The organism is Streptacidiphilus jeojiensis (genome assembly GCF_042510965.1).
GTDB classification, from domain to species: Bacteria; Actinomycetota; Actinomycetes; order Streptomycetales; family Streptomycetaceae; genus Streptacidiphilus; species Streptacidiphilus jeojiensis.
Window position 1 is genome coordinate 233,748 of record NZ_JBEUKS010000003.1, and the last position, 24,793, is coordinate 258,540.

The 24,793-nt window shown below is 71.6% G+C and carries 23 protein-coding genes; 18 read left to right on the plus strand and 5 right to left on the minus strand.

The genetic code is table 11. The annotated features are described in order from the left end of the window. The first annotated feature begins 2 nt into the window (after positions 1–2). The 10 genes from ABUW04_RS10090 to ABUW04_RS10135 all read left to right on the plus strand — a co-directional run bounded on the left by ABUW04_RS10090 (position 3) and on the right by ABUW04_RS10135 (position 13,180). Entirely contained in the window at positions 3–1,877 is a 1,875-nt protein-coding gene (locus ABUW04_RS10090; RefSeq protein WP_380564176.1) for an ABC transporter ATP-binding protein, read from the plus strand. A gap of 175 nt (positions 1,878–2,052) precedes the next feature. After that, complete coding sequence (locus ABUW04_RS10095; protein ID WP_380564177.1) at positions 2,053–4,158, plus strand: glycoside hydrolase family 27 protein; 2,106 nt, start codon at positions 2,053–2,055, stop codon at positions 4,156–4,158. Between the two features lie 134 nt (positions 4,159–4,292). Then, entirely contained in the window at positions 4,293–5,591 is a 1,299-nt protein-coding gene (locus ABUW04_RS10100) for an ABC transporter substrate-binding protein (RefSeq protein WP_030254911.1), read from the plus strand. A gap of 1 nt (position 5,592) precedes the next feature. Further along, the gene (locus ABUW04_RS10105; RefSeq protein ID WP_380564178.1) at positions 5,593–6,492 is read left to right on the plus strand and encodes a carbohydrate ABC transporter permease; all 900 of its coding nucleotides are present in this window, start codon (positions 5,593–5,595) and stop codon (positions 6,490–6,492) included. Beyond that, positions 6,492–7,400, plus strand: coding sequence for a carbohydrate ABC transporter permease (locus ABUW04_RS10110; RefSeq protein WP_380564179.1), 909 nt, complete (start codon positions 6,492–6,494; stop codon positions 7,398–7,400). The genes ABUW04_RS10105 and ABUW04_RS10110 overlap by 1 nt, the downstream gene beginning before the upstream one ends. Continuing rightward, positions 7,397–9,517, plus strand: a complete 2,121-nt coding sequence (locus ABUW04_RS10115) for an alpha-galactosidase (RefSeq protein WP_380564180.1) — start codon at positions 7,397–7,399, stop codon at positions 9,515–9,517. Before ABUW04_RS10110 ends, ABUW04_RS10115 begins: the two co-directional genes overlap by 4 nt. A gap of 69 nt (positions 9,518–9,586) precedes the next feature. Continuing rightward, a complete protein-coding gene (locus ABUW04_RS10120; RefSeq protein ID WP_380564181.1) occupies positions 9,587–10,345 on the plus strand; it encodes an SDR family NAD(P)-dependent oxidoreductase in 759 nt (252 codons plus the stop codon). A 98-nt stretch (positions 10,346–10,443) separates the two neighbouring features. Continuing rightward, positions 10,444–11,178, plus strand: a complete 735-nt coding sequence (locus ABUW04_RS10125; RefSeq protein ID WP_030254900.1) for a FadR/GntR family transcriptional regulator — start codon at positions 10,444–10,446, stop codon at positions 11,176–11,178. Beyond that, positions 11,175–12,320, plus strand: a complete 1,146-nt coding sequence (dgoD, locus tag ABUW04_RS10130) for a galactonate dehydratase (RefSeq protein WP_380564182.1) — start codon at positions 11,175–11,177, stop codon at positions 12,318–12,320. The genes ABUW04_RS10125 and dgoD overlap by 4 nt, the downstream gene beginning before the upstream one ends. A gap of 74 nt (positions 12,321–12,394) precedes the next feature. Continuing rightward, positions 12,395–13,180: a hypothetical protein gene (locus tag ABUW04_RS10135; protein WP_380564183.1), complete on the plus strand. Its 786-nt coding sequence runs from the start codon at positions 12,395–12,397 to the stop codon at positions 13,178–13,180. Between the two features lie 22 nt (positions 13,181–13,202). Here ABUW04_RS10135 and pdxR read toward each other — a convergent pair whose 3' ends face one another. Next, positions 13,203–14,642: a MocR-like pyridoxine biosynthesis transcription factor PdxR gene (gene pdxR, locus ABUW04_RS10140; RefSeq protein WP_380564546.1), complete on the minus strand. Its 1,440-nt coding sequence runs from the start codon at positions 14,640–14,642 to the stop codon at positions 13,203–13,205. Between the two features lie 113 nt (positions 14,643–14,755). On the opposite strand from pdxR, the gene ABUW04_RS10145 reads away from it, so the two are divergent. Next, a complete protein-coding gene (locus ABUW04_RS10145) occupies positions 14,756–15,349 on the plus strand; it encodes a TIGR03086 family metal-binding protein (RefSeq protein WP_380564184.1) in 594 nt (197 codons plus the stop codon). Between the two features lie 43 nt (positions 15,350–15,392). Here ABUW04_RS10145 and ABUW04_RS10150 read toward each other — a convergent pair whose 3' ends face one another. Next, positions 15,393–16,280 carry a 4Fe-4S domain-containing protein gene (locus ABUW04_RS10150; RefSeq protein WP_380564185.1) on the minus strand — a complete coding sequence of 296 codons (888 nt, stop codon included), beginning with the start codon at positions 16,278–16,280 and terminating at the stop codon, positions 15,393–15,395. A gap of 175 nt (positions 16,281–16,455) precedes the next feature. On the opposite strand from ABUW04_RS10150, the gene ABUW04_RS10155 reads away from it, so the two are divergent. The 3 genes from ABUW04_RS10155 (at position 16,456) to ABUW04_RS10165 (ending at position 18,420) form a co-directional block, all read left to right on the plus strand. Then, complete coding sequence (locus tag ABUW04_RS10155; RefSeq protein ID WP_380564186.1) at positions 16,456–17,199, plus strand: class I SAM-dependent methyltransferase; 744 nt, start codon at positions 16,456–16,458, stop codon at positions 17,197–17,199. A 112-nt stretch (positions 17,200–17,311) separates the two neighbouring features. Beyond that, positions 17,312–17,836, plus strand: a complete 525-nt coding sequence (locus ABUW04_RS10160; RefSeq protein WP_380564187.1) for a hypothetical protein — start codon at positions 17,312–17,314, stop codon at positions 17,834–17,836. Positions 17,837–17,907: 71 nt separating this feature from the next. Then, a complete protein-coding gene (locus ABUW04_RS10165) occupies positions 17,908–18,420 on the plus strand; it encodes a GNAT family N-acetyltransferase (protein ID WP_380564188.1) in 513 nt (170 codons plus the stop codon). Positions 18,421–18,513: 93 nt separating this feature from the next. On the opposite strand, the gene ABUW04_RS10170 is transcribed toward ABUW04_RS10165, so the two are convergent. From ABUW04_RS10170 to ABUW04_RS10180, 3 genes are read right to left on the minus strand one after another with little or no spacing between them, the layout of a single operon-like run. Beyond that, positions 18,514–19,089 (minus strand): GNAT family N-acetyltransferase, encoded by a 576-nt coding sequence (locus ABUW04_RS10170; protein ID WP_380564189.1) that lies wholly within the window; start codon positions 19,087–19,089, stop codon positions 18,514–18,516. A gap of 28 nt (positions 19,090–19,117) precedes the next feature. Beyond that, positions 19,118–19,870 carry a phosphotransferase family protein gene (locus ABUW04_RS10175; RefSeq protein WP_380564190.1) on the minus strand — a complete coding sequence of 251 codons (753 nt, stop codon included), beginning with the start codon at positions 19,868–19,870 and terminating at the stop codon, positions 19,118–19,120. Between the two features lie 42 nt (positions 19,871–19,912). After that, a complete protein-coding gene (locus tag ABUW04_RS10180) occupies positions 19,913–20,641 on the minus strand; it encodes a transporter substrate-binding domain-containing protein (protein WP_380564191.1) in 729 nt (242 codons plus the stop codon). Between the two features lie 311 nt (positions 20,642–20,952). Between ABUW04_RS10180 and ABUW04_RS10185 the strand changes: the two genes are divergently transcribed. The 4 genes from ABUW04_RS10185 to ABUW04_RS10200 all read left to right on the plus strand — a co-directional run bounded on the left by ABUW04_RS10185 (position 20,953) and on the right by ABUW04_RS10200 (position 24,780). After that, positions 20,953–21,903, plus strand: coding sequence for an SDR family NAD(P)-dependent oxidoreductase (locus ABUW04_RS10185; protein ID WP_380564192.1), 951 nt, complete (start codon positions 20,953–20,955; stop codon positions 21,901–21,903). Between the two features lie 156 nt (positions 21,904–22,059). Further along, complete coding sequence (locus ABUW04_RS10190; RefSeq protein ID WP_380564193.1) at positions 22,060–22,776, plus strand: SDR family NAD(P)-dependent oxidoreductase; 717 nt, start codon at positions 22,060–22,062, stop codon at positions 22,774–22,776. Between the two features lie 47 nt (positions 22,777–22,823). Then, positions 22,824–23,195, plus strand: a complete 372-nt coding sequence (locus ABUW04_RS10195; RefSeq protein WP_380564194.1) for a YybH family protein — start codon at positions 22,824–22,826, stop codon at positions 23,193–23,195. 136 nt (positions 23,196–23,331) lie between these two features. Continuing rightward, positions 23,332–24,780, plus strand: coding sequence for a hypothetical protein (locus ABUW04_RS10200; RefSeq protein WP_380564195.1), 1,449 nt, complete (start codon positions 23,332–23,334; stop codon positions 24,778–24,780). The last annotated feature ends 13 nt before the right edge of the window (positions 24,781–24,793 follow it).

The following is a 24,793-nucleotide window of genomic DNA, read 5'->3' on the forward strand; positions in this document are numbered from 1 at the left end:
GCATGAGCATGGAATCCACAGCCTGGATGCAGCTGCACAGCGTGATGAGCGCGCAGCAGGAGCGCCGTCCCCTCACCAGGGCCACCGTGAAGCGCATCGGGGCCTTCGCCCGCCCGCACCGCCGGCAGATCATCCAGTTCCTGGTGCTCAGCGTGGCGACCGCGCTGCTGGCCGTCGCCACCCCGGTCCTCGCCGGCCGCGTCGTCGACGCGATCGTGAACGGCAAGGACACCGGCACCGTCATCCGCCTCGCGCTGCTCATCGCCGCGATCGCCCTCGCCGACGCCGCGCTCGGGCTGCTGAACCGCTGGCTGTCGGCAAGCCTGGGCGAAGGGCTGATCCTGGACCTGCGGACCGCCGTCTTCGACCACGTCCAGCGCATGCCGGTGGCCTTCTTCACCCGCACCCGCACCGGCGCGCTGGTCAGCCGCCTCAACAACGACGTCATCGGCGCGCAGCGCGCCTTCAGCAACACGCTCTCCGGTGTGGTCAGCAATGTCGTGACGCTGCTGCTGACCCTCGCCGTGATGCTCACCATCTCCTGGCAGATCACCCTGCTCGCACTGGTGCTGCTGCCGATGTTCGTCGTCCCCGCCCGCCGCACCGGTGCCCGGATGGCACGACTGCAGCGCGAGGCGGCCGAGCACAACGCGGCCATGGGCACCCGGATGACCGAGCGCTTCTCCGCGCCCGGCGCGACCCTGGTCAAGCTCTTCGGCCGGCCCGCCGACGAGTCCGCCGAGTTCGCCGCGCGGGCCCGACGGGTGCGCGACATCGGCGTGCGCACGGCCATGGCGCAGTCCGTGTTCATCACGGCGCTGACCCTGGTCTCCGCACTGGCGCTGGCACTGGTCTACGGCCTCGGCGGCTTCTACGCCATTCGCGGAGAGCTGCAACCCGGCGCCGTCGTCTCCCTCGCCCTGCTGCTCACCCGCCTGTACGCCCCGCTGACCTCGCTGGCCGGTGCCCGGGTCGAGGCCATGAGCGCGCTGGTCAGCTTCGAGCGGGTCTTCGAGGTGCTCGACCTGGAGCCGCTGATCGACGAGAAGCCGGACGCCCGCCGGGTCCCCGAGGGCCCGGTCTCCGTGGAGTTCGACGCGGTCCGCTTCGGCTACCCGTCCGCCGACAAGGTCTCCCTGGCCTCCCTCGAAGAGGTGGCGAGCCTGGACACCCGCGGCGGCACCGAGGTGCTGCACGGCGTCTCCTTCCGCGCCGAGCCCGGCGAGATGGTCGCGCTGGTCGGTTCCTCCGGCGCCGGGAAGTCCACCATCGCGCAACTGCTGCCACGGCTGTACGACACGGACGAGGGCGCGGTGCGCCTGGGCGGCGTCGACGTACGCGATCTCACCCAGGACTCGATCCGCGCCTCGATCGGCATGGTCACCCAGGACGGCCACCTCTTCCACGAGTCCGTCCGCGCCAATCTCCTGCTGGCCAGGCCCGGGGCCACCGAGGACGAACTGTGGGACGCGCTGCGCCGCTCCCGGCTGGACGGCCTGGTCGCCTCGCTGCCCGACGGCCTGGACACGGTGGTGGGGGAGCGCGGCTACCGCCTGTCCGGCGGCGAACGCCAACGGCTGACCATCGCCCGTCTGCTGCTGGCCCGTCAGCGCGTGGTGATCCTGGACGAGGCCACCGCCCACCTGGACTCCACCTCGGAGGTGGCCGTCCAGGAGGCGCTCGCCGAGGCCCTGGAGGGCCGCACCGCGGTGGTCATCGCGCACCGCCTGTCCACCATCCGCGCCGCCGACCAGATCCTGGTCATCGAGGCGGGCACCGTCGTCGAACGCGGCACGCACGAGGAACTACTGGTCGCGGGCGGCCGGTACGAGGAGCTGTACCGCGCGCAGTTCGAACGCCCGGGAGCCGAGATCTGACGGGTGCCGACGACGGTCACGCTCCGAATTTAAGTTAATTAGCAATAAATATTGACAGCCCTGAGTGGGCCCAGCCACAGTCTTCGCCGTGACGCCGCCGTCGATGTCCGGCGTGGATGCGGTGTCGAGAGGCCTCAACTCACGGGAGACGTACGTGACTTCGCATCGTGCTGGGATGACGCGGGGGCGGCGGCGGGCGGCGGCGCTGCTGGGTGCCGCCGTGCTGGTGGCTCTGGGGGTGCCGCAGGCTCGCGCTGCGGACGACCAGGGCGCGCCGCAGTTCTACGACAGCGGTCTGGCGCCGACCCCGTACATGGGCTGGAACACCTACTACGGTCTGGGGGCGCCGACCGAGGCCCAGGTCAAGGGAGTTGCCGACTACCTGGTCAGCAGCGGGCTGCGGGACAGCGGCTACGACATCGTCTGGCTGGACGGCGGCTGGCAGGCCGACACGCCGCGGGACCCGGTCACCGGCCAGTTGGTGGCCGACCCGACCCGGTTCCCGTCCGGGATCCCGGCGCTGGTGGACTACCTGCACCGGCGCGGCCTGCGGGCGGGGATCTACACCGACGCCGGCGTGTACGACGGCAAGAACTGCGGGCTCGGCAGCGGTGGCCACTACGCCCAGGACGCCAGGCAGTTCGCCGACTGGAAGATCGACGCGGTCAAGGTCGACTTCCTCTGCGGGATCGCCGAGAAGATGGACCCGGGGACCGCGTTCAAGCAGTTCAGCGCGGCGGTCGCCGCGTCGGGCCGCCCGATGCTGCTGAACCTGTGCAATCCGCTGACCGACGACTGGGGGCTGCCGCACACCCCGGCGCAGGACGCCCACAACGCCTACGTCTACGGACCGACCACCGCCGACTCGTGGCGTACCGGGACCGACATCGCCTGGGGGACCCCCACGGCGGGCGAGTGGCCGAACATCCTGCGCAACATGGACGCCAACGCCTGGCACCCCGAGGCCCAGGGGCCGGGGCACTACAACGACCCGGACTACCTCGTCCCCATGCGCCAACTGGCGGGCGGCGGCCTGGAACTGTCGCAGGAGGAGTCCACCACGCAGTTGGTGATGTGGGCGGAGATGGCCTCGCCGCTGATGCTGGGCAGCGATCCGCGGACGCTGCCGCAGTCGATGATCGACACCCTGCGCAACCCGGAGATCATCGCGGTGGATCAGGACCCGCTGGACATCCAGGGCGTGCGGGTCGCCACCGACTCGGTCGGTGACGTCTACAGCAAGGTCCTCCAGGGCTCGGGGCAGCGCGCGGTGGTCCTGCTCAACCGCTCCGACCAGCCCCAGCAGCGCACCGTCAGCTTCGCGGACGCGGGTCTGACCGGGAAGGTGGCGGTGCGGGACCTGCGGGCCCGCGCCGACCGCGGGGCGTTCACCGGCTCCTACACGGTGCAGGTGCCCGCGCACGGCACCGCGTTCCTGCGCCTCAGCGGTACGGACACGGCTCCCGGAACGCAGCTGCCCGGTACCTCGACGTCCAGCCCCGCCCTGGTGGCCGACGGCGCCACGCTCACCGTCTTCACCCGTGGTCAGAACGGCTCGCTGCAGGTGCGGACCGGACAGCAGGGCGCCTGGTCGACGGGGCCGGACCTGGGAGGCCCGACCGGCGGCCGGTTCCTGGGCCAGCCCGCCGCCTACGGCTCGGCGGGCGGACGGATCGACGTGTTCGTCCGGGGTACCGACGACCACGCCTACCGCCGGGTGCTCAGCGACGGCCACTGGGGCGGTTGGCAGGACCTGGGCGGCTCGTTGACCGACGCGCCGACGGTGGCGTTCTCCGGCGCGGACCAGTGGACCCTGTTCGCCCGCGGCACCGACGGCAGCGTGTGGTCGCGCGGACCCCAGCAGGACTGGACGTCCCTCGGCGCCCCCGGCGACCAGCCGGTCTACGGGCGGCCCTCGGTCGTGGTCGACGCCGCGGGGGAGTTGCACGTGGCCGTGCGCACGCCGGACGACGCGGTGTGGTGGCGGCTGCGGGACAGCTCCGGCACCTGGTCGGACTGGACCTCGCTGGGCGGCACGATCAGTGGCAGCCCCACCCTGGTCGCCTCGGGGGACACGGTGCACCTGTACGCCCGGGCCGGCGACTACACGCTGTGGCAGCGCAGCTTCACCACCGCCGGGGGATGGCAGGGCTGGACCCCGCACGCTGGCTTCGTCAGCAGTGCGTTCACCGGGGCGCTGGGTGCGGCCGCGGGGGCGGACGGCTCCGTGCTGGCCGCGTTCCGAGGCGTCGACGGCAGCGTCCACCAGACCACGCTCTGACCTCTAGATAATAAATTAGGAATTAATCTTGACGGCCCGGCAGCCGTTGCGACAGGCTGTGCCTGCCGCCGCGGGACCGGGCCGCCAAGGGCCGCCGCCCCTCCGTTTCGCGGGCGCAACCAAGGAGATCGAAGATGACCCCCTTCACCACCGACCGCCGCAACTTCCTCGCCGGCGTCGGCGCCGTGGGTGCCGGCGCACTGCTCAGCGGATGCGTCACCCAGACATCCAGCAACTCACCCACCAGCCAGTCCAGCAGCGGACCGGTCACCCTCCAGTCCAACCTCTCCTCGCCGCAGGCCAAGACGGCCTTGGAGACCCTGATCGCCGCCTACAACAAGAAGGGCGGCTCCCGGGCCCAGCTCAACACCGTGGCCTCGGAGACCTTCCGCACCCAGCTGCCCACCTACCTCACCTCCGCCAACCCGCCGGACGCCTACACCTGGTACCCGGGCTCGGTCGCCGAGGCGTACGCCAAGCAGGGGCTGCTGCTGGACCTGAGCGACCTGTGGCAGGGGCCGGACCTGTCCCGGTACTCGGCCGCGATGCGGGACCTGTGCACCTCGCCCTCGACCGGCAAGAAGGACTTCGTGCCCACCGACTACTACTGGTGGGGCTTCTTCTACCGCAAGTCCAACTTCGCCAAGTGGGGCGTCCAGGAGCCGACCACCTGGAACGAGTTCCTGGCCCTGTGCCAGACCCTCAAGACCAAGAACGTCGCCCCGATCGGCATCGGCGCGGGCAGCGGCACCGCCTGGGTCGCCTCCGCCTGGTTCGACTACCTCAACATCCGCGTCAACGGCGCGACCTACCACCGCGAACTGCTGGCCGGGAAGCACAGCTTCAACGACCCGCAGGTCCACAAGGTCTTCGACTACTGGGGACAGGCGCTGCCGTTCTTCGACCCCAACGGCACCGCGCTGGCGTTCCAGGACGCCACCACCTCACTGCTGGAGGGCCGCACCGCCATGATGCTGATCGGCACCTTCTTCGCCGACGCCGCCCCCAAGGACGCCCTCGGCGACCTCGACTTCTTCCGCTTCCCGGTGATCGACCCGAAGGTCCCGATGGCCGAGGAGGCGCCCGCCGACGGCTTCTTCGCCAGCTCCCGGACCGCGCACGCCGCCGGGGTCAAGGACCTCCTCGCCTACTTCGCCACCGCCGAGGCGCAGGAGCTGTACATCAAGAACTCCTCCGGCACCGTCCTGCCCACCCACCCCGACGCCAAGGACAACGGGACTCCCCTGGTGGTCAAGGGACGCAAGCTCATAGCCTCCGCGGCGCAGGTCACCCAGTTCTTCAACCGGGACTCCAGCGACGCGCTGCAACCGACCGCCGACACCGCGCTGGTGCACTTCCTGTCCAAGCCCAAGGAGGTCAACTCGATCCTGACCACCTGGCAGCGCGACGCACAGCAGATCTGGAGCAAGTGACATGGCGGTGCTGACCATGCCGCGGCGGCGATCCGGGGCCACCCGGGTGCCGCCGCTGGTCCTGGCCTTCGTCCTGGTGCCGCTGCTGGTGGAGGCGGCGTGGGTGTTCTGGCCCGCGCTGCAGGGCTTCTACCTGGCCTTCACCTCCTGGGACGGCCTGGCCGCCCCGCGGTCGGTGGGGTTCGGCAACTTCACCACGATGGTGCACGACCCGGTGTTCCGCACCGCCCTGGGGAACACCGTGCTGTGGCTGCTGCTGTTCGGCGGCCTGTCCGCCGCGCTCGGCCTGGGCGCCGCGCTGTTGCTCCAGCAGGAGCGCCGCGGGATCGGGTTCTACCGGGCCGCGCTGTTCCTCCCGGTGGTCTTCTCGCTGGTGGCCACCGCACTGGTGTGGCAGGGCATGTACCAGCCCGACGGCCTGATCAACCAGGTGCTGCGAGCCGTCGGCCTCGGCGGCTGGCAGCACGCCTGGCTCGCCGACCAGAGCACCGCCTTCTACGCCGTGATCGTGCCCGCACTGTGGCGGGAGATCGGCTACGTCATGGTGCTGTACCTGGCCGGCCTCAAGGGCATCGACCCGCAGCTGTACGAGGCCGCGCGCGTCGACGGAGCCTCGCGCTGGCAGCAGTTCCGCCATGTGACACTGCCTCAACTGTCCAGCGTCAACGCAGTGGTGCTCTCCGTCATCGTGATCGACTCGCTGCGCTCCTTCGACGTCGTCTGGGCCCTCACCCGCGGCGGCCCGTACCACTCCTCGGAACTGCTGAGCACCTACATGTACTCCACCGCCTTCCAGTCGCTGCGGCTGGGCTACGGCTCCGCCCTGGCAGTCGTGATCTTCGTGCTGGCCTTCGGCGTGATCGCCACCTACCTGGTCCGGGCCTTCAAGGAGGCGAGCTGATGGCCGCCACCCAGGCCCTGACCCGCACCGCCGGCGCCCCGACCGGGACCAGGCCGCCGGCGGACGGCAACGCCCGCGCGGTGCGCGCCCGCCGGGCCCGCACCGCGGGCTTCCATCTGACGGCAGGCCTGCTGTCGCTGCTGTGGCTGCTGCCCATCGCCCTGGTGCTGGTCACCAGCACCCGCTCGTTCGACGACATCGCCGCACACGGCATGGGCAGTTGGCCCCGCTCGTTCACCCTGGCCAACTTCGGTCAGGCCTGGAACGAGGGCGGCCAGGGCCATGCCATGGTCAACAGCCTGATCGTGACCGTGCCCACGGTGCTGCTGTCCCTGCTGCTGGCCTCGATGGCCGCATTCGGACTCAGCCGCTACGACCTGCCGCTGCGACGCACCCTGCTGCTGGTGATGCTCTCCGGCAACCTGCTGCCACCGCAGATCCTGCTGATCCCGGTCTCCAAACTGAGCGAAGTCATCGGCATCTACGACCAGTTGGACGCCCTGATCGGGGTCCAGGTGGGCTTCGGCGTCGGCTTCTACGTCTTCGTGCTGCACGGATTCATGCGCGCCATCCCCGCCGAGATCCAGGAGGCCGCCGTCATCGACGGCGCCGGACCCTGGCAGATCTACTCCCGGATCATCCTGCCGCTGGCCCGGCCGGCGCTGGCAGCCCTGTCCGCCCTGTCGTTCACCTGGATCTTCAACGACCTGCTGTGGGCGATCACGGTGCTGCGCACCGACAGCAAGATGCCGATCACCGCATCGCTGATCGGACTGCAGGGCCAGTACGTCTCGCTGTGGAACGTCATCGCCGCCGGATCGGTGATCGCCGCAGCCCCCACCGTCGCCGTGTTCCTGCGCTTCCAGCGCCACTTCGTCGCCGGCCTCAACCTGGGAGCGGTCAAGTGAGCCGTCTAGTGAGCCCCACCGACCCGTGGATCCTGCGCACCGAACACACCAGCTACGCGGTGGCGCTGGACCCGAGCGGCCGCTGGGCCGAACTGTCCGCCTGGGGGCCGCACGGCATCGAGACCGGTCCCTCGCCGATGCAGTGGTCCCGCCGCACCCACTTCCTCACCCCCGCCGACGCGGCGCCCGCCGAACACCTGCCCCAGGGCCTGCGCGCCTTCACCGGAGCCGACCTGATCGCCCATCACCCGGGCGGGCCCCGGGGCAGCTGGTACGCGTTCACCGGCGCCGACCAGGACGGCGACCAGGCCCTGCGACTGCACTTCGACGACGAGCTGCTCGGACTGCGCACCACCCTGCACTACCAGGTCGTCGCAGGCACCGACGTCATCCAGCGGTGGACCGAACTGACCTGCACCGGAGACCGGGAACTGCGCCTGGAGCGCTTCGACTCGGCAGCCGTGAACGTCCCCGTCGACCGGGCCAGGCTGACCTACCTGGCCGGCCAGTGGTCGCAGGAGTTCCAGCTCACCCAGCTGGAACTGGCTCGGGGACGCTTCGAGATGACGAGCAGTCAGGGCGTTCCCGGGCACGCGTACGCACCCTGGCTCGCCGTCCAGGACGCCACCGCGCCCGCCCACGGCCCCACCGCGACCTACGGGATCGCCCTGGCCTGGCCCGGCAACTGGCGCATCAGCGCCGACGCCGAACCCGGGGGCGCGGTCCGGGTGCGCGCCGGGCGGCTCCCCGACCAGGGCGCGGTGCGGCTGGCTCCCGGGGCATCGCTGACCACACCCGTACTGGCCTGCGCCTTCAGCCCCGACGGGCTGGACGGACTGGCCCGGGTGTGGCACCGGTACGAGCGCGTCCTGGCGGGGGAGCGGCTGCTGCGCCCCCGTAAGGTCCTCTACAACTCCTGGGAGGCCACCGGCTTCGACGTCCGGGCCACCGACCAGCTCGAACTCGCGCGGACCGCAGCTGAGTTGGGAGTGGAGCTGTTCGTCGTGGACGACGGTTGGTTCCCGGGCCGGCACGACGACACCGGCGGCCTGGGCGACTGGTACCCGGATCCGGAGAAGTTCCCGGAAGGATTCGACCACTTCATCGGCAAGGTCCGGGCCCTGGGACTGGACTTCGGACTGTGGGTGGAACCGGAGGCGGTCAGCCCCGACTCGCAGCTGTACGCCGAGCACCCGGACTGGGTGTACCGCCTCGACGGCCGGCCGGCCACGCTGGTCCGCAACCAGCTGCTGCTCGACCTCGGCCGCGCCGAGGTGCAGGAGTTCGTCCTGGCCACCCTGGACCGACTGCTCAGCAGCCACGACATCAGCTACCTCAAGTGGGACATGAACCGGCCGCCCACCGAACGCGGCCGCCCCGGCCTGGAACCGGACCGGGACGTCGAGTACCAGGACCTGGACGCGGCCCATGTCGCCGGCTACCTACGGGTCCTGGACCGGCTGCGCAGCGCGCACCCGCAGGTGACCGTCGAAGGCTGCGCCGGCGGAGGCGGCCGCATCGAGCACGCCACCCTCGCCCGCACCGACGTGCTCTGGCCCAGCGACAACACCGCGCCCATGGACCGGCTCAGGATCCAGTACGGATACCTGCACGCCCACGCCGCCCACACGATGAGCTCGTGGGTCACCGACGCGCCGGGCCTGTTCGACCCCAGGCCCCGCTCCCTCGCCTTCCGCTTCGTGACCGCGATCTCCGGCGTGCTCGGCATCGGCGCCGACATCCGTGCCTGGACCGAGCGGCAGCGCGAGGAGGCGGCCGGCTGGATCGCCCGCTACAAGCAGGTGCGGGACGTGGTCCACCACGGCGAGGTACACCTGCTGAACAGCCCCGCCGACCCCACCTGCGGGCTCCAGTTCCACACCCGGGACCGGGACCGCGTCGTGGTCACCGCCTGGAGCACCGGCCTCCTGGACGGCGCGCCCCTGGTACCGGGCCGACCCGCCCGGCTGCGACTGCGCGACCTGGACCCGGCGGCCGGCTACCTGGACCAGGACAGCGGAACCCGCTACAGCGGAGCCCACCTCATGCACGCCGGCCTGCCCTACGCCTGGACCGCCGAACGCGACGCGGAGCTGACGGTCCTGGTACGCACGTAGCCGCACGGACACAATGACCCTTCGTCAACCCGCCCGGATCACCCGCTCCCGAAGGAGACCCCACTTCCCATGGACATCGCGGCCCGCTTCACCGACCGCGTCGCCGTCGTCACCGGTGCCGCCTCCGGCATCGGCGCGGCCGGCGCCGCGCGTCTGGCCGCCGAGGGCGCCTCGGTCGTCCTGGCCGACATCGACGCCGAGCGCGGCGAGGACGCCGCCGCCGGCATCCGCAAGGACGGCGGCCGGGCCCGCTTCGTACGCGCCGACGTCTCCCAGGAGGCGGACTGGGAGCGGGTGGTGGAAGCCGCCCACGGGTTCGGACCCGTCGGCGTCCTGGTCAGCAACGCCTACACGGTCCACGTCGCCCCGGCCCACGCCACCTCCCTCGCCTCCTGGCAGCAGCAGCTCGCGGTCAATCTCACCGGGGCGTTCCTCGGCTTCAAGGCCGCGCTGCCCGACCTCCGCGAGCACGACGGCGCGGTGGTGCTCACCTCCTCGGTGCACGCGCACAAGGGCATCCCGGGACACCCCGCCTACGCGGCCAGCAAGGGCGCGCTGCTGTCGCTGTGCGGGCAGCTCGCCGTCGAGTACGGGCCCGCGGTGCGGGTGAACGCGATCCTGCCGGGGCCGATCCTGACCGCGGCCTGGGACCGTGTCTCCGAGGAGGACCGCGCCCGCAGCGTGGCCGAGACCGCGGCGGGCCGCTTCGGCACCCCCGAGGAGGTCGCCGCCGCGATCGCGTTCCTCGCCAGCGGCGAGGCCTCCTACATCACCGGATCCAGCCTGCTCGTTGACGGCGGCTGGAGCGTCGTCAAATCCTCGGCCTGAACGCACCGCAATGCAACGCACCGAACCGCACCGCACCAGCTCCGACCTCCGATCTCCGACCCGACCCGACCCGACCCCGAGAAAAAGGCAGACAGCAGATGCAGCCGTACGCACGTCGCGGAGTGCACGGTCAGACCGTCGAAACCCTGGCCCGGAAGATCCTCAGCGGGTCGCTCCCCGAGGGGGCCACGCTCGACATGGTCGCCCTGCAGCAGGAGATGGACGTCAGCCTGACCGCGCTGCGCGAGTCGCTCAAGGTGCTCGCCGCCAAGGGCATGGTCGACGCCCGGCAGAAACGCGGCACCTTCGTACGCCCCCGGGCCCAGTGGAACCTGCTCGACGCCGACGTGCTGCGCTGGCAGTTCGCCAGCAGCACCGGCTCCGCCGTCGACGTGGCGCTGCTGCGCAACCTCGGCGAGGTCCGCGGCATCGTGGAACCCGCCGCGGTGCGACTCGCCGCCGAACGCCGCACCGACGCCGACCTCCAGGCCCTCGCCACCGCCCTGGAGGCGATGGGGCACGAGGGCGATGCCGCCCACGCCATCGAGGCCGACCTCGCCTTCCACCGCGCACTGCTGACGGCCACTCACAACGAGCTGCTGGAACGCATGGAGATGGTCATCGAGTCCGGGCTGGCGCACCGCGACCAGATCGTGCACAGCGCCCCGCACAGCGAGGACCCGGTGCCCAGCCACCGGGCGGTCCTGGACGCGGTCCGCGCCGGCGACCCCGACGCCGCCGAACGGGCCATGAAATCCCTGCTCACGCAGGCCATGCGCGACCTGGACAAGATCCACGGCAGCCACGACGACAAGGACACCCAGGACCAGTGAAGATCGCACGAATCGACACCTACCTCGTCCCGCCCCGCTGGCTGTTCTGCCGCATCGAGACCGACGACGGCGTCGTCGGCTGGGGCGAGCCGGTCGTCGAGGGCCGCGCCGAAGTGGTCCGCAGCGCGGTCGACGTCCTCAGCGAGTACCTCATCGGCCAGGACCCGCTGCGGATCCAGGACCACTGGCAGGTGCTGACCAAGGGCGGCTTCTACCGGGGCGGCCCCATCCTGTCCAGCGCCGTCGCCGGCCTCGACCAGGCGCTCTGGGACATCGCCGGCAAGGCCCTCGGCGTGCCCGTCCACCAACTCCTCGGCGGCCCGGTCCGGGACCGGGTGCGGGTCTACGCATGGGTGGGCGGTGACGAGCCCGCGCAACTGCGCGAGCAGGTCCAGGCCCAGGTCGAGGCGGGGTTCACGGCGGTGAAGATGAACGGCGCCGGCCGCACCGCGCCGATCACCACCCCTGCGCAGACCGCCGCGGTCGTCGACCGGGTCGCCGCCGTCCGCGAGGTCCTCGGGCCGCACCGCGACGTGGCGATCGACTTCCACGGCCGCTTCAGCGCCGCCAACGCCCGCCGGGTGCTGCACGAACTGGTACCGCTGCACCCGCTGTTCGTCGAGGAGCCGGTGCTGCCCGAGCAGTCCCACCTGCTGGCCGGCCTGGTCGACGCCACCCCGGTACCACTGGCCACCGGTGAGCGGCTGTACTCGCGCACCGACTTCCTGCCCGCGCTGTCCGCCGGCATCGCCGTCGCCCAGCCCGACCTCTCCCACGCCGGAGGGATCTCCGAGGTGACCCGCATCGCCTCCCTCGCCGAGACCTTCGGCGCGCAACTGGCACCGCACTGCCCGCTGGGACCCATCGCCCTGGCCGCCAGCCTCCAAGTCGCCTTCAGTACACCGAACTTCCTGATCCAGGAGCAGAGCCGGGGGATCCACTACAACAAGGAGGCCGACCTGCTGTCCTACCTGGTGGACGCCGAACCGTTCCGCTTCACCGACGGCCATGCGCACCGCACCGACCTGCCCGGCCTTGGCATCACCCTGGACGAGAAGGCGGTCCTCGCCGCGGACCGCAGCGGCCACGCCTGGCGCAACCCGGTCTGGCGCCACGCCGACGGCTCCTTCGCCGAGTGGTGACCCGCACGGACGCCGTACCGGGCAGCGACCCGCCGGGCAGCGATCCATCGGCCAGCGACCCATCGGACAGCGGCATGCGCATCCGCACCGATCCCGACCACGGGGGCCGCTGGACCTCACTGCGGGTCCACGGCCGCGAATGGCTGTGGCACCGCGACGAACCACGCCGCGCCGGCATCCGCCCCGGGGACGGCTTCGCCGACGCCGGCGGCCTGGAGGAGTGCCTGCCGACCGTGCGCGGCCGACCGGACCACGGAGACGCCTGGTCCCGGCCCTGGCAGCGCGGCGACGGCCAGGAGAGCGTGGAGTGCCCGCAGTTCCGGCTCACCCGCCGCATCCGCACCAGCGGCCCGACCGCGACGGTGGACTACACCCTGGCCGCCGACCCTGGATACCGCTTCCTGTGGGCCGCCCACGCCCTGCTGGACCTCTCGCCGAGCGCCCGGATCCACATCCGCGACGCGACGCCCACCCGGCTCTACCCGGACGAGGGCGCGCACTGGATTCCCGGCCGCTGGCCCCTGCTGCAGGGCCACGCCCTGGACCGCCTGCAACCCGAGGACGGCACCGCGGTCGGCGCCGTCGTCGCCACCACCCGGGTCGTGGTCGTGGACGGGCAGGACGAGCTGCAGCTGGAACTCGACGCCCATGAGCAGCCCGGCTCAGTCGCGCTGTGGCGCAACCTCAACGGCTTCCCGCAGCCGACCCCCTACCGGTCGGTCGGCGTGGAGCCGATGCTCGGGCGGGTCTTCGACCTGGCCGCGGCCGGGCCCGACGACGCCGCCGAGGTCCCGGCCGGCGGCGAAGTCCGCTGGCGGCTGACCATCACCGGCAGACGCCGCCCACGACCGCGTATCTGACAGCCACTCCGGACGGACGCGGTCAGGTCGTGGGTGGGAGTGCGCCGAGCACGCGGTGCAGGCCCGGTTCGATGTCCGGCGCACTGATCGAGCCGTAGCCGAGGACCAAGCCCGGGCGCGTGCAGGGGTCGGCGGCGACCTCCGCCAGGGTGTGCACCGCCACGCCGGCGGCGCGGGCCAGGGCGGCCCGGTCCGCGAGGGCGTCGGGGTCGGCCAGACGGCCCCGGGTGTAGGCGGTCACATGCAGGCCGGCGGCGGACGGCACCAGTTCGGCGAGGTCCGGGTACCGATCGGCGAGCGCGCGCATGACGGCCTGGTGCCGGGCCGCGTAGGTGTGCTGCATCCGGCGGACGTGCCGGGCGAGCAGCCCGTCGTCGACGAAACGGGCCAGTGCCGCCTGGGCGGGGACCGCCGTGTGCCAGTCGACGGTGTACTTGGCGGTGCGCAGCGCGGTGCGTAGCGGAGCGGGTGCCACCAGGAAGCCGATGCGCAGCGAGGGCAGCATCACCTTGGAGAACGACCCCACGTAGATCACGTGGCCGTCCCGGTCCAGGCTCTGCAGCGTCTCCACCGGCCGTCCGCCGAAGCGGAACTCGCTGTCGTAGTCGTCCTCGATCACCGCCGCACCGTGCCGCCGTGCCCACTGCAGCAGTGCGGTCCTGCGCCGCAGGGACATCGGCATGCCGAGCGGGAACTGGTGGGCCGGGGTGACGTACACGGCGCGGGTGCCCGGCGGGATGGCCTCCACCAGCAGGCCCTCGGCGTCCACCGGCACGCCGCAGACCTCGGCGCCCTGCGCCAGGAAGGGTAGCCGGGCCGGCGGGTAGCCGGGATCCTCGACGGCCACCCGGTCGCCCGGTTCGAGCAGCACCCGTCCGACGAGGTCCAGGGCCTGCTGTGTTCCGGTGGTCACGAGCACGTCCCTCGGGCCGGTCCGCACGCCGCGGGACAGTCCGATGCGCCGGGCGACGGCGGCCCGCAGCCCGGCGTGGCCGGCCGGATCGCCGTATCCGGCCGCCGCGGCCGCGGACAGGCGCAGTTCCCGGGCCATCAGCGGCCGCCAGGTGTCGTAGGGGAAGAGCCGGGCGTCCGGCAGGCCGACCCGGAAGTCGTGCGTCGGCGCCCGGACCTGCGGCGGCGCCCAGGGGGTCAGGCCCGCCCACAGGGCGCGCGGGCGCAGCCCCGGGCCGCTGGGCTCGGTGGCGCTCCCGGACCCGGAGGCGGGCAGTCCGGTGGTGCGCACATAGGTACCGGAGCCGACCCTGCTGTCCGCGTATCCCTCGGCGACGAGCCGGTCGTAGGCGACGGCGACGGTGTTGCGGGCCACCGCGAGGCGTCGGCTCAACTCCCTCGTCGGCGGCAGCGGGTCGCCGGGCCGCAGCAGCCCCTCGTGGATGGCGGTGCGCAGTTGACGGTAGATCTGGCCGGACAGGTCACGCTGCCCGTCGAGGCTGACGTGCACGTCCAACTCGGCGCTCCGTTCCGCTCCGTCCGTTCCGGCCCGGCAATTGGCTCAATCGATCGGCAGCCTATTGGCTCTGGAGCCGAACCGCTGCGCGACCGTACGCTCGGCCCATGGACATACGCGAACTGGACCGTCAAGCACTGTCGCTGACCGGGGAGTTGGTCTCCCGGGTGAAGACCGACCAGCTTGCGTCGGCGACGCCGTGCGCGGACTGGACCCTGTACGGCCTGTTGCGCCATCTGGTCAGCCAGAACGAGGGGTTCGCCGCATCGGCCCGCGGCGGCGGCAAGGAGTGGGCGGTGTGGCGTGACGGCGAACTCGGCGAGGACCCGGCCGGAGCGTTCGCGGCGTCGGCGGACCAGGTCACCGAGGCGTTCGCCGCCGACGACGTACTGGAACGGCAGTTCGTGCTGCCGGAGGTGGGCGAGGGCTTCGCCATCCCCGGGCGCATCGCGATCGGCTTCCACATGGTCGACTACGTGGCGCACGCCTGGGACGTCGCGGCGACCATCGGCGCCCGTTGGGAACCCTCCGCCGAACTCACCGCCGCCGCGCTGCGGGTGGCCGCGCTGGTCCCCGACGAGGGCCGCGGACCCGGTGCCGCGTTCCGGCGCCGGCTCGTCGTCCCCGAGGACGCCCCGCAGGGTGACCGGTTGCTCGCCCTGCTCGGCCGCGACCCGTCCTGGACCCCGGGACCGCGCTGATCCCCGTCCGGCGCCGGCTGGCGGCGTTGGGCGTGCGGATCGATCACCAGCGCAGCGCGGTGAAGTCGACCGATCGGTCCGGGAGTTGTGCGGTGCGGCGGGCCAGGTCGTGCAGGCGGCGGGCGAAGTCGTCGGCCGGCAGCTGCCTGCGGTCGCCGTGGCCCGGCAGCAGCCAGCTAAAGCGGATCCGTGGCGCGGTACGGGTCAGTGATGCGGCCAGTTCGCTGATGGAGTACCAGGTGACCGACTCGGCGACGGCGAGATCGGCGTCGGACCGGGACCAGTAGAAGCTGTCGCCGCTGAAGCAGTAGGTGTCGTCGGCGAGATAGAGCACGCTGCCCTCGGTGTGCCCGGGCAGCGGGTGCGCGGTGACCCCTTCGGCGATCTCCACGGGTTCGGTGCCGCGCAGGACCGCGTCGGCGTCCGGCGCGGCGGCCAGGTCGCCCTCGTGGATCCAGAGCCGGGCGCCGAACCGGTCGGCGTAGGCCCGGCCGTGCGCGGCGTGGTCGCGGTGGGTGAGCAGCACATCGGTCACCGTTCCGACCGCCGCGAATTTCGTCGCCAGGGCGGAACTCCAGCGCGGTGTGTCGATCATCATCAGGTTTCCGGCGGGCCGGCGCAGCAGATAGGAGTTGGCACCGGCAGTGTGCGGCGAATTGTGCCCGCACAGGTACACGTACTCGGCCAGGCGCAGCGGGAACGGATCGAGGGCGGGGTCCGGTCCCCGCGCGCCGAATCTGATCGAGCGGGTGTGACACGCGAAGGCTGCGGCGTGCAGCGCTGCTGCCTCGGCCTCGGTGCGCGGCTGCCGGACCACCGCGGAGCGGCCGTCGACCTCGGCGACCAGGCCGGGCGCGAGCTGCCGGGCGGCGTCGCAGTTGGTGCAGCGCCGATCGACTCGCCAATCGGTGTCGGTCGAATCATTTCCCATGGCACATCAGATATCACGCGGAATGCGGAAAAGCCAGTCGATGAATACGGTTGACATTGCCTGTGAATGCTGTTCTCCGGCGTATTTCCGCGCGGGGTCCGCGAATCCGTCGAAGCAATTCCGCCGGGCATAAATCCGGTGGACAGCGCGGGCGGCTGCGGCGATCGTGGACGGCATGGAGCAACAGCAGACCTGGGACGCCGATGCCGCCCAGCGCTATGACACGCCGGGCAGCGGCATGTTCTCCCCGGAGGTCCTGGCTCCGACGGTGGCCTTCCTCGCCGGGCTCGCCGCAGGCGGCCGCGCACTGGAGTTCGCCGTCGGAACGGGGAGGGTGGCCGTGCCGCTCGTCGAGCGGGGGGTGCCGGTGACCGGCGTCGAACTGTCGTTCGCGATGATCGAACAGCTGCGGACCAAGGTGGACGAGGCGACGATCCCGGTGATCGTCGGCGACATGTCCACCGCCACGGCCCCGGGGGAGTACACGCTGGTCTACCTGGTCTACAACACCATCTCCAACCTGCTCACCCAGGCCGAGCAGGTCGCCTGCTTCCGCAACGCCGCACGGCATCTGACGCCGGGCGGCCGTTTCGTCATCGAGCTCGGCGTGCCCGACCTGCGCACGCTCCCACCGGGACAGCAGGGGACGCTCTTCGACGTCCAGCCCGGCTACATCGGCCTGGACACCTACGACGTGGTTCGGCAGCACCTGGTGTCGCACCACTTCTCGTTCGACGACAGCCGGCAGGCCCGGCTCTACCGCAGCAAGCACCGCTACATCTGGCCGGCCGAACTGGACCTCATGGCTCAACTGGCCGGATTCGAGCTGGAGTCCAGGCAGGCGGACTGGACCGGGACGGAGTTCACCGCCGAGTCGCGCTCCCACGTCTCGGTGTACCGGATCCCGACCAACCCCTGACACCGCTCCGCCGACCTGGTCCCCGACGCGCGGCCCCGGCGGCACCGTGGCCGGGCCGCACCGGGATAGGCTCGGCGGCGGTCATGATCCCGCGTCCAGGAGGGAAGGTCCGTTGGCCGGCAGCGAGATCGATCCGCACCGCGTGGTGCAGCGGACCCTGTCCGATGCGCTCGACCGTCTGACATCCGCTCCGGCCCCTCCGGCCTGGTGCGCCGCGGTGCGCCGAGCGGCCGAACTGCAGGCACCGGCCTGGGAAGGCGACGCGGCGCCGACCGCCGAGGTGGACCTGCAGACACTGTCCCTGTCCCTGTACGTGCTGGCCCACCAGAGCGGCCGGGAACCGTCCGAGGTGACGCCGGACGCGCTGCGGAAACTGCTGGACGGCTCCGAGGACTGGAACGGCGAACCGCAGCTGCGGGCCAGCTCCGCCGAGACCCTCAGGGCACTCGGACACTTCCCGTTGGAGCACGATCCGGCCGAGCGGATTCCTGACCCGATCGGGCAGATCTGGCAGGACCTCACCTACCAGCCCGAGCCCGAGGACCCGATGGACGACACCGAACCGGACCCCTCGGCGATGCACGGCGCCGTCGCCCGGCTGCGCCGTGAACTGCCCTGGCACTCCGGTAGTTGGTGACGGCAGCGCAGCCGTCCTGCGGTATCGCCGAATGCCGTCGCCCGGCCCCGGCACCGTGAAATGATCACCCCATGCCTGAGCTGATCGCGCCCACAATCCGCCTGCACGCCAGCTGGCTGGAGGCGCACCGGGAGTGGGGTCCCGGCCTACACGAGGACGGCTTCGGTTTGCTGCCCTCCGACGAGGTCGAATCGCCGGAGGGGTTCGCCGCCTGGGTGGCCCGGCTGGCCGCCGACTCGGATCCGGCGCACGCCGACCAGTGGTGCTGCACCTACCGGTGGATCGTCGAGGGCGACCGGGTGCACGGCGCGATAGCGCTGCGACACGGAGCGGACGACTTCGTGCTCTGGGCCGGCCACATCGGCTACGGCATCCGCCCGTCCTCCCGCCGCCGCGGCCTGGCCCGCTGGGCCCTGGGCGGAATGCTCGAAGAGGCCCGGACCCAGGGCCTGGACCAGGTCCTGCTCGTCTGCGAGGTCGACAACATCGCTTCGGCCATGACGATCGAGCACCACGGGGGAGTCCTCGGAAGCATCCAGGACACCGAGATCGGCCCCGTACGGCGCTACTGGATCACACTCTAGAGTTCTCAACCAGGCGGCCATGGCCGCTCCGGGGCCGTCCGCCGACGGCGCGCCCGTCCCAAGTCGCTCTGACGGCAACCCGTAGGCGTGGCGTCAGTCCTCCTGACGGAAGTCCAGCAGGTAGAGGACCTTGTCGAAGCGGCGTGTGCCGACGGCGACGAAGTCGGGCAGGCGGCCGTATTCGGTGAAGCCCAGCGACCGGTAGAGGTGCAGGGCATTGCTGTTGTCGCCACGGGCGTCCAGGGTGAGGACCTCGATACCCGCCTCCCTGGCGTCAGCGATCAAGGCCGCGGTCAGTGCCCTACCGATGCCACGACCATGGGCGGCAGCGTCCACCGCGAGCTTCTCCAGATCGGCGTGCGGACGATGGGTCGGTCGCGCGTAGCGCAGCCAGTACCCCAGCCCTACCAGCTGACCGTCGACGTACGCGGCACGCAGGCCGGCGTCACCGGCGTGCACCGCAGATGTGACATGGCCGAGGAGTTCTGACACCTCCTCGGGCGAGGGCGGTTCGACCCAACCGAGTGCCGCACCTCCACGGACCAGGTCCGCCAGGATCCGATGGGCCGACTCCGAAAACCGGGCTCCGAGGTCCGGATCGGAGGTCAGCTCCTTCACGTCGAGGATGACGGGCTCACGGCTCCCGCCGCTGGTCAGGGTCGTATTCATGACCAGCAGCCTAGCCAGGTCCGCCGTCTCACATCCGGGACCTCAGGGCGTCGACCTCACAGCCCGGCGCGAACGGGTCGAAGCCGTGCTCGACCAGCCAGCGAACCGCCAGCAGGCTTCGCAGCGACCACCAGGCGTGGATCACGTCGATGTCGATGTCGATGTCGGTGCCGTAGCCGGCGACGACGTCTTCGAGGTGCTCCTCGTGTCCGAGCGTGAAGGTGGCGAGGTCGTACAGGGCGTCTCCCCGGCCCGCCTCGGACCAGTCGATGATGCCGGTGACCTCGTCGCCGTCGACGAAGACGTGGGCGATCTGCAGGTCGCCGTGGGTGAACGCCGGAGTCCACGGCCGCAGCGCGGCCTCGGCGACGCGGCGGTTGTGGGTGACCAGGTCAGCGGGCAGGAGGCCGTTCGTCACCAGCAACCCGCACTCGTCGTCGAGTTCCGCCGTCAACGCGGCAATGCTCCGCCCGGCCCGGCCGGGCCACGGCGGCAGCGGCGCGTCGTGCAGCTTACGGATGGCGGCGCCCGCCGCGGCCCACGCCGCCGGCGACCCGGTCGACGGCCCGCCGAGGCGCCCGAGCGTCGTCCCCGGGAGCGCGGCGATCGCGAGCACGGACGGCTTGCACCACAGCACCTCCGGGGTCGGCACCGGCGCGAGAGACATCGCCTCGACCTCGACGTCGAGGCGCGCCTGATCGGCGTCCACCTTCAGGAACACGTCGCCGACGCGCAGGGTGGCGCGCTCGGAATGGGCGACGACGACTTGGACCTCATCCATGGGCGACCAGTATCCCGGGCCGGGGGACGATCGCCGAGGGGTCTAAGCCGGCGGGGCGACCAGGGTGTCGGACTGGTCGGCCCGGCGCAGGGCCTCGGCGACGAAGCCGTTCGCCTTCAGTTCCTCGACCAGGTCGCGCAGGAAACCGACGGTCTCGGGCAGTCGGGTCCTGGTCGTGCCGACGGCCTGCTGGATCTGCATGAACCGGTCCTCGATCAGGCGGTACTCCGGATGCGCCGCGACGAACTCGGTCATGGGCTGCCTGATCCCGGCCGCGACCTCCAGGCCCCCGGCGCGGAACGCGTCGACACCGTCCTCGCCGTCCGCACCGCGCACGATGCCCGCGTGCTGGAGCGTCCGGGTGAGGTAGAGGTCGTACGCGGAGCCGCGCTTGACGCCGATGCGCACGCCGGCCCGGTCGACATCGGCCACCGTGGTGATGGCCGAGTCCTGGGGCACCGCGAACACCCCCTCGATGACCACGTACGGTGCGGTGAAGGCGACCTCGGCCTCACGCGCGGGCTCGACGGCCAGGAAGCACATGTCGGCCAGGCCGGTCGCCATCGCCTCGTAGGACTTCCGCGCCGCGTCGAAGCAGAGGAGCTCCACCGGCAGGCCCAGCCGCGCGCCGACCTCCCGCGCGATGTCGACTGTGACACCTGACGGAGCCTCCGGCGTGCCCTGCGCCAGGACCGGATTTCCCAGGTTGACGGAGACCCGCAAGACGCCACTGGGCGCAAGGTCCTTGCCGATGACAGCGCTCTCGATCATGAAACGGATTATATGACCACGCACGACCAGGCCACCGGCAGCGCCCTGAGGCCGTAGCCGACGGAGTCGCCAGACGCCCCGTCACGCCGGGCCGGGTCGTCCCGAGGCGGACGTGGGCGATCTTCACGGTCGGCCTTGCCGCCGCACCGTACGCGACACCAGGATCCCGGGCGGGCACATGGTCTCCTGGAGGTCGGGGCGAATCGGGCCCCGTCGAAACCGGACAGGGTTCCGGTGCCATTTGCTGAGCGGACGCGGTTCCGGTGATGAGGCCGGTCCTTCCGCCGCACTGCCAGGGAACGAGGAGTGCCATGGGTGAGAGCCTGATCACCACACCGTTCGGTGCCACCAGCACGGCTGCCGAAGTCGTCGCGGGAATCGACCTGACCGGCAGGCGTGCCGTGGTCACCGGCGGGTCCTCGGGCATCGGCGTCGAGACGGCCCGCAGCCTGGCGGCGGCAGGCGCCGAGGTGACACTCGCCGTGCGGGACACCGATGCCGGCCACCGGACCGCGGCGGACATCGCCGCGTCCACCGGACGCGCCCACCCGCTGGTCCGCCGCCTGGACATCGCCGACCAGGCATCGGTACGGGCCTTCACCGACGGGTGGAGCGGCCCGCTGCACGTTCTGGTCAACAACGCCGGGGTCATGGCCGTTCCGGACCTGCGGCGTAGCGCCGAGGGCTGGGAACTGCAGTTCGCCACCAACCACATGGGTCACTTCGCCCTGGCCCTGGGCCTGCACCGGGCACTGGCCGAGGCCGGCTCGGCGCGGATCGTGGCGGTCAGCTCGGTGGGCCACATCGACGGACCCGTCGACTTCGAGGACCTCAACTTCGAACGCCGTCCGTACAACGAATGGGCCGCCTACGGCCAGTCCAAGACCGCCAACATTCTGTTCGCCGTGGAGGCGTTCCGGCGCTGGGCCGACGACGGCATCACCGCCAATGCACTGAACCCCGGCCGCATCCCCTCCACCCGCCTGATGCGGCATATGGAACCCTCCCCGCAGGCTCTCGCTCCGGGGAACGCCAACAGCACCGGCGTCTCCGTCAAGACCGTGGAGCAGGGCGCCGCCACCTCCGTGCTGCTGGCTGCCTCCCCGCTGCTGGACGGCGTCGGAGGGCGCTACTTCGAGGACTGCAACGAAGCCGGACCGCACCAGCCCGGGATTCGTCGCGGTGTCGCCGACTACGCCCTGGATGCCGACAACGCCGCCCGGCTGTGGCGGGCCTCGCTCGACCTGCTGGCTGCGGTGTAGCTCGGTCTCTCCGTACGGCGTGAAGTGCGGTGCGAGGCTGGGGCTACCACCAGGGAGCATTTCTGTCGTGGCGGGGGAGGCGGGCCGTGCGCAGACTCGTAGCGAGAGCCGGGCGAAAGAGGTCGCCCCGGCGATCGTGGAAGCGAGCACCTGGTCATGAGCAACACCACGCAGCACGTCGCCGTCGTCACCGGCGCCTCCCAGGGCATCGGCGCCGCCCTGGTCACCGCCTACCGCAAGCTCGGGTACGCGGTCGTGGCGACGTCGCGCTCCATCGAGCCGTCCGACGATCCGGGGCTGCTGACGGTGCGTGGCGACCTGGCCGAGCCGGGTGTGGGAGCCCGCCTCGTCGAGCAGGCACTGGCGCGGTTCGGGCGGATCGACACGCTGGTCAACAACGCGGGGATCTTCGTCGCCAAGCCGTTCACCGAGTACACCGACGAGGACTTCCAGGCGGTGGCCGGCCTGAACCTCCGCGGCTTCTTCGAGATCTCCCGCAGCGCCGTCGCGGCGATGCTCGCGCAGGGCGGCGGCGGCCACCTGGTGAACGTCTCCACCAGTCTGGTCGACCACGCCGATTCGCACGTGCCCTCGGCGCTCGCCTCGCTGACCAAGGGCGGCCTGAACGCGGTCACCAGGTCGCTGGCGATCGAGTACGCCTCCCGCGGCATCCGGGTCAACACCGTCGCGCTGGGCATCATCCGCACCTCGATGCACCCGGCCGAGACGCACGCCGACCTCGCCACGCTGCATCCGCTCGGCCGGATGGGCGAGATCGAGGACGTGGTGGACGCGATCCTGTACCTGGAGAACGCCGGATTCGTGACCGGCGAGATCCTGCACGTCGACGGAGGCCAGAGCGCCGGGCGGTGACCCCGAGCAGGGCCCTGACGACCGATCATCTCCGAGGAGGAGAGCCGATGAACAGCACAGCGGACAACGAGAAGGTCCTGCGCGGTGTCCTGGACGCGTGGAAGGCCGCCGTCGACGCCCACCAGCCCGAGCAGGTCGCCGCCGGCTTCACCGAGGACGCGATCTTCCAGGGGCTCCACCCCTACAGCGTCGGCAGGCAGGGCGTCGCCGACTACTACGCCTCCCAACCGCTCGGGATGACCGCCGAGTACCGGATCCTGGAGACCAGGCAACTGGGCGAGGGCCTCGTGCTGGGCTACCAGACCGTCGACTTCTCGTTCACCGACCGGCCGACGCTCACGGTGTACCTGAGCCTGGTGGTCCGTCAGCAGGCGGACGGCTGGTACATCAGCCACTACCAGGTCTCCAGGCTCCGCTGAGGAACCGGCCGGCGGGACCGCACAGCCCTCCGGCCGGAAATCCCTGGCAGAGCAGGATCGGGATCGGTATGCTCCCGGCGATGACGAATCACTCTGCGATCAGATCGGGGGTCCCGTCCGCGCAAGGTGAGTGCTGATGCTCACTCAGACCGCGAATCGGGACATCGACCCCTCCTACGCCTTCAAGCGTCTCTCCCTCTGGCTGCGCGTACGCGAGTACGCCGTGCCGCCCTCCATGATCGAGACGGCCACAGCCCGTCGTCGCGCAGGCGACTGGGCCGGTGCGTGCGCTGCGGCAGGGATCGACGTGGACCTCGATCTCCGTTCCGTGGCCCGTAGTCACGGCCGTGAATGCGCGGCCCTGGTGCGGGACGACCTCCGCCATCTGGCGCCCGACCTGCTGCGCTGGCACATGCCGAGGATCGCTCCGGACGGACTGCTGCGCCCCGGCCTGACCGTCGCCCTGGCCCGCTACGAGGCAGCGGGGAGTGAAGGTTCAGGTCCGCTGCAGCTGGTCGCCCGGACCGCGCCGGCCTGGGCCGATGCCGGCCAACGGATCAGCCTCGCGTTGTGGGACCCGTCCCGCAGCGAGGACCTCGTCCGTCGCCGTTCGTATCCGCATCCGCGCCCCGACCGGCGGTTCCGCCTGGACCTGCACCGCCCTCTCTGGGACGCGCGAAGAGTCGGTGAGCTGCGGATCAGGTCCGGCGCCGACCGGCTCGGCGACCGCGGTCCCGAGCCGGACCCCGGGCTGTCGGGGTTGTTGCCGCAGGGACACGCATGCGCCGTCGACCGCTGGGCGGCCGAGGCCGCCATCCTGCTCCGGTCCGAGGGACGGTCCCAAGGCACCGTCGCCGTGCGGATCGACCGGCGTCACCGGCTGCTCCTGGAACTGGCCGAATCCCGGCCGGAGAGCTCCGGGCCGCCGGCCCTGCGGATCGCGATCCCGTCCGGCAGCGGCGCCGGTACGCCACCGATCCTGCCTGACGCGGCGACCTGGGTGCTGCCCGACCTGCAACTGCTCCGCACCGGTTCGATCGGGGCCGATCGGCTGCACCCGCTGGTCGCCTCGGCCCTCGCCCCCGAACAGGCGCGCACCGCTGCCGGCCGGGCCGCGGACCGGCCCGGCGAGCAGCCGCGACTGGTGCGGTGCCGGGGAGCCGAGCACCGGATCGGCCTGGTCGACGGAGTACTCGCGCCGCTGGACCACGACCCGGCCGAGATCCGCCGGGAGGAACTGCTGGTCGCGCTCACCGGCACCCCGCTGCCCTGCCTGCAGGCGATCGACGAGGCGCATCGTCGTCCGGACTGCCTCACCGGCGTGCGGGAACGCCTGGACCACGGCGACACCGCCGGTGCGCTGGCCGTCGTCGAGGGCCTGCTGGGGCCCGACGCACTGCTGCGCAGCGGCGATCTGCGGGACGAACTGGAGGCCGCCGCACAGCAGCGGATCACTTACGGACTGTTCAGAGCAGGTCTGATCGGTCCCCGTCCCCAAGCGGGATCCGGGTCCGGCCGGATCCGCCCGAAGCGTCGCTGTTCTCACGATCCCCGCCCGAGAGTGCGCCACACGGCCTTCTTCTGACCGGGGGCCGGAT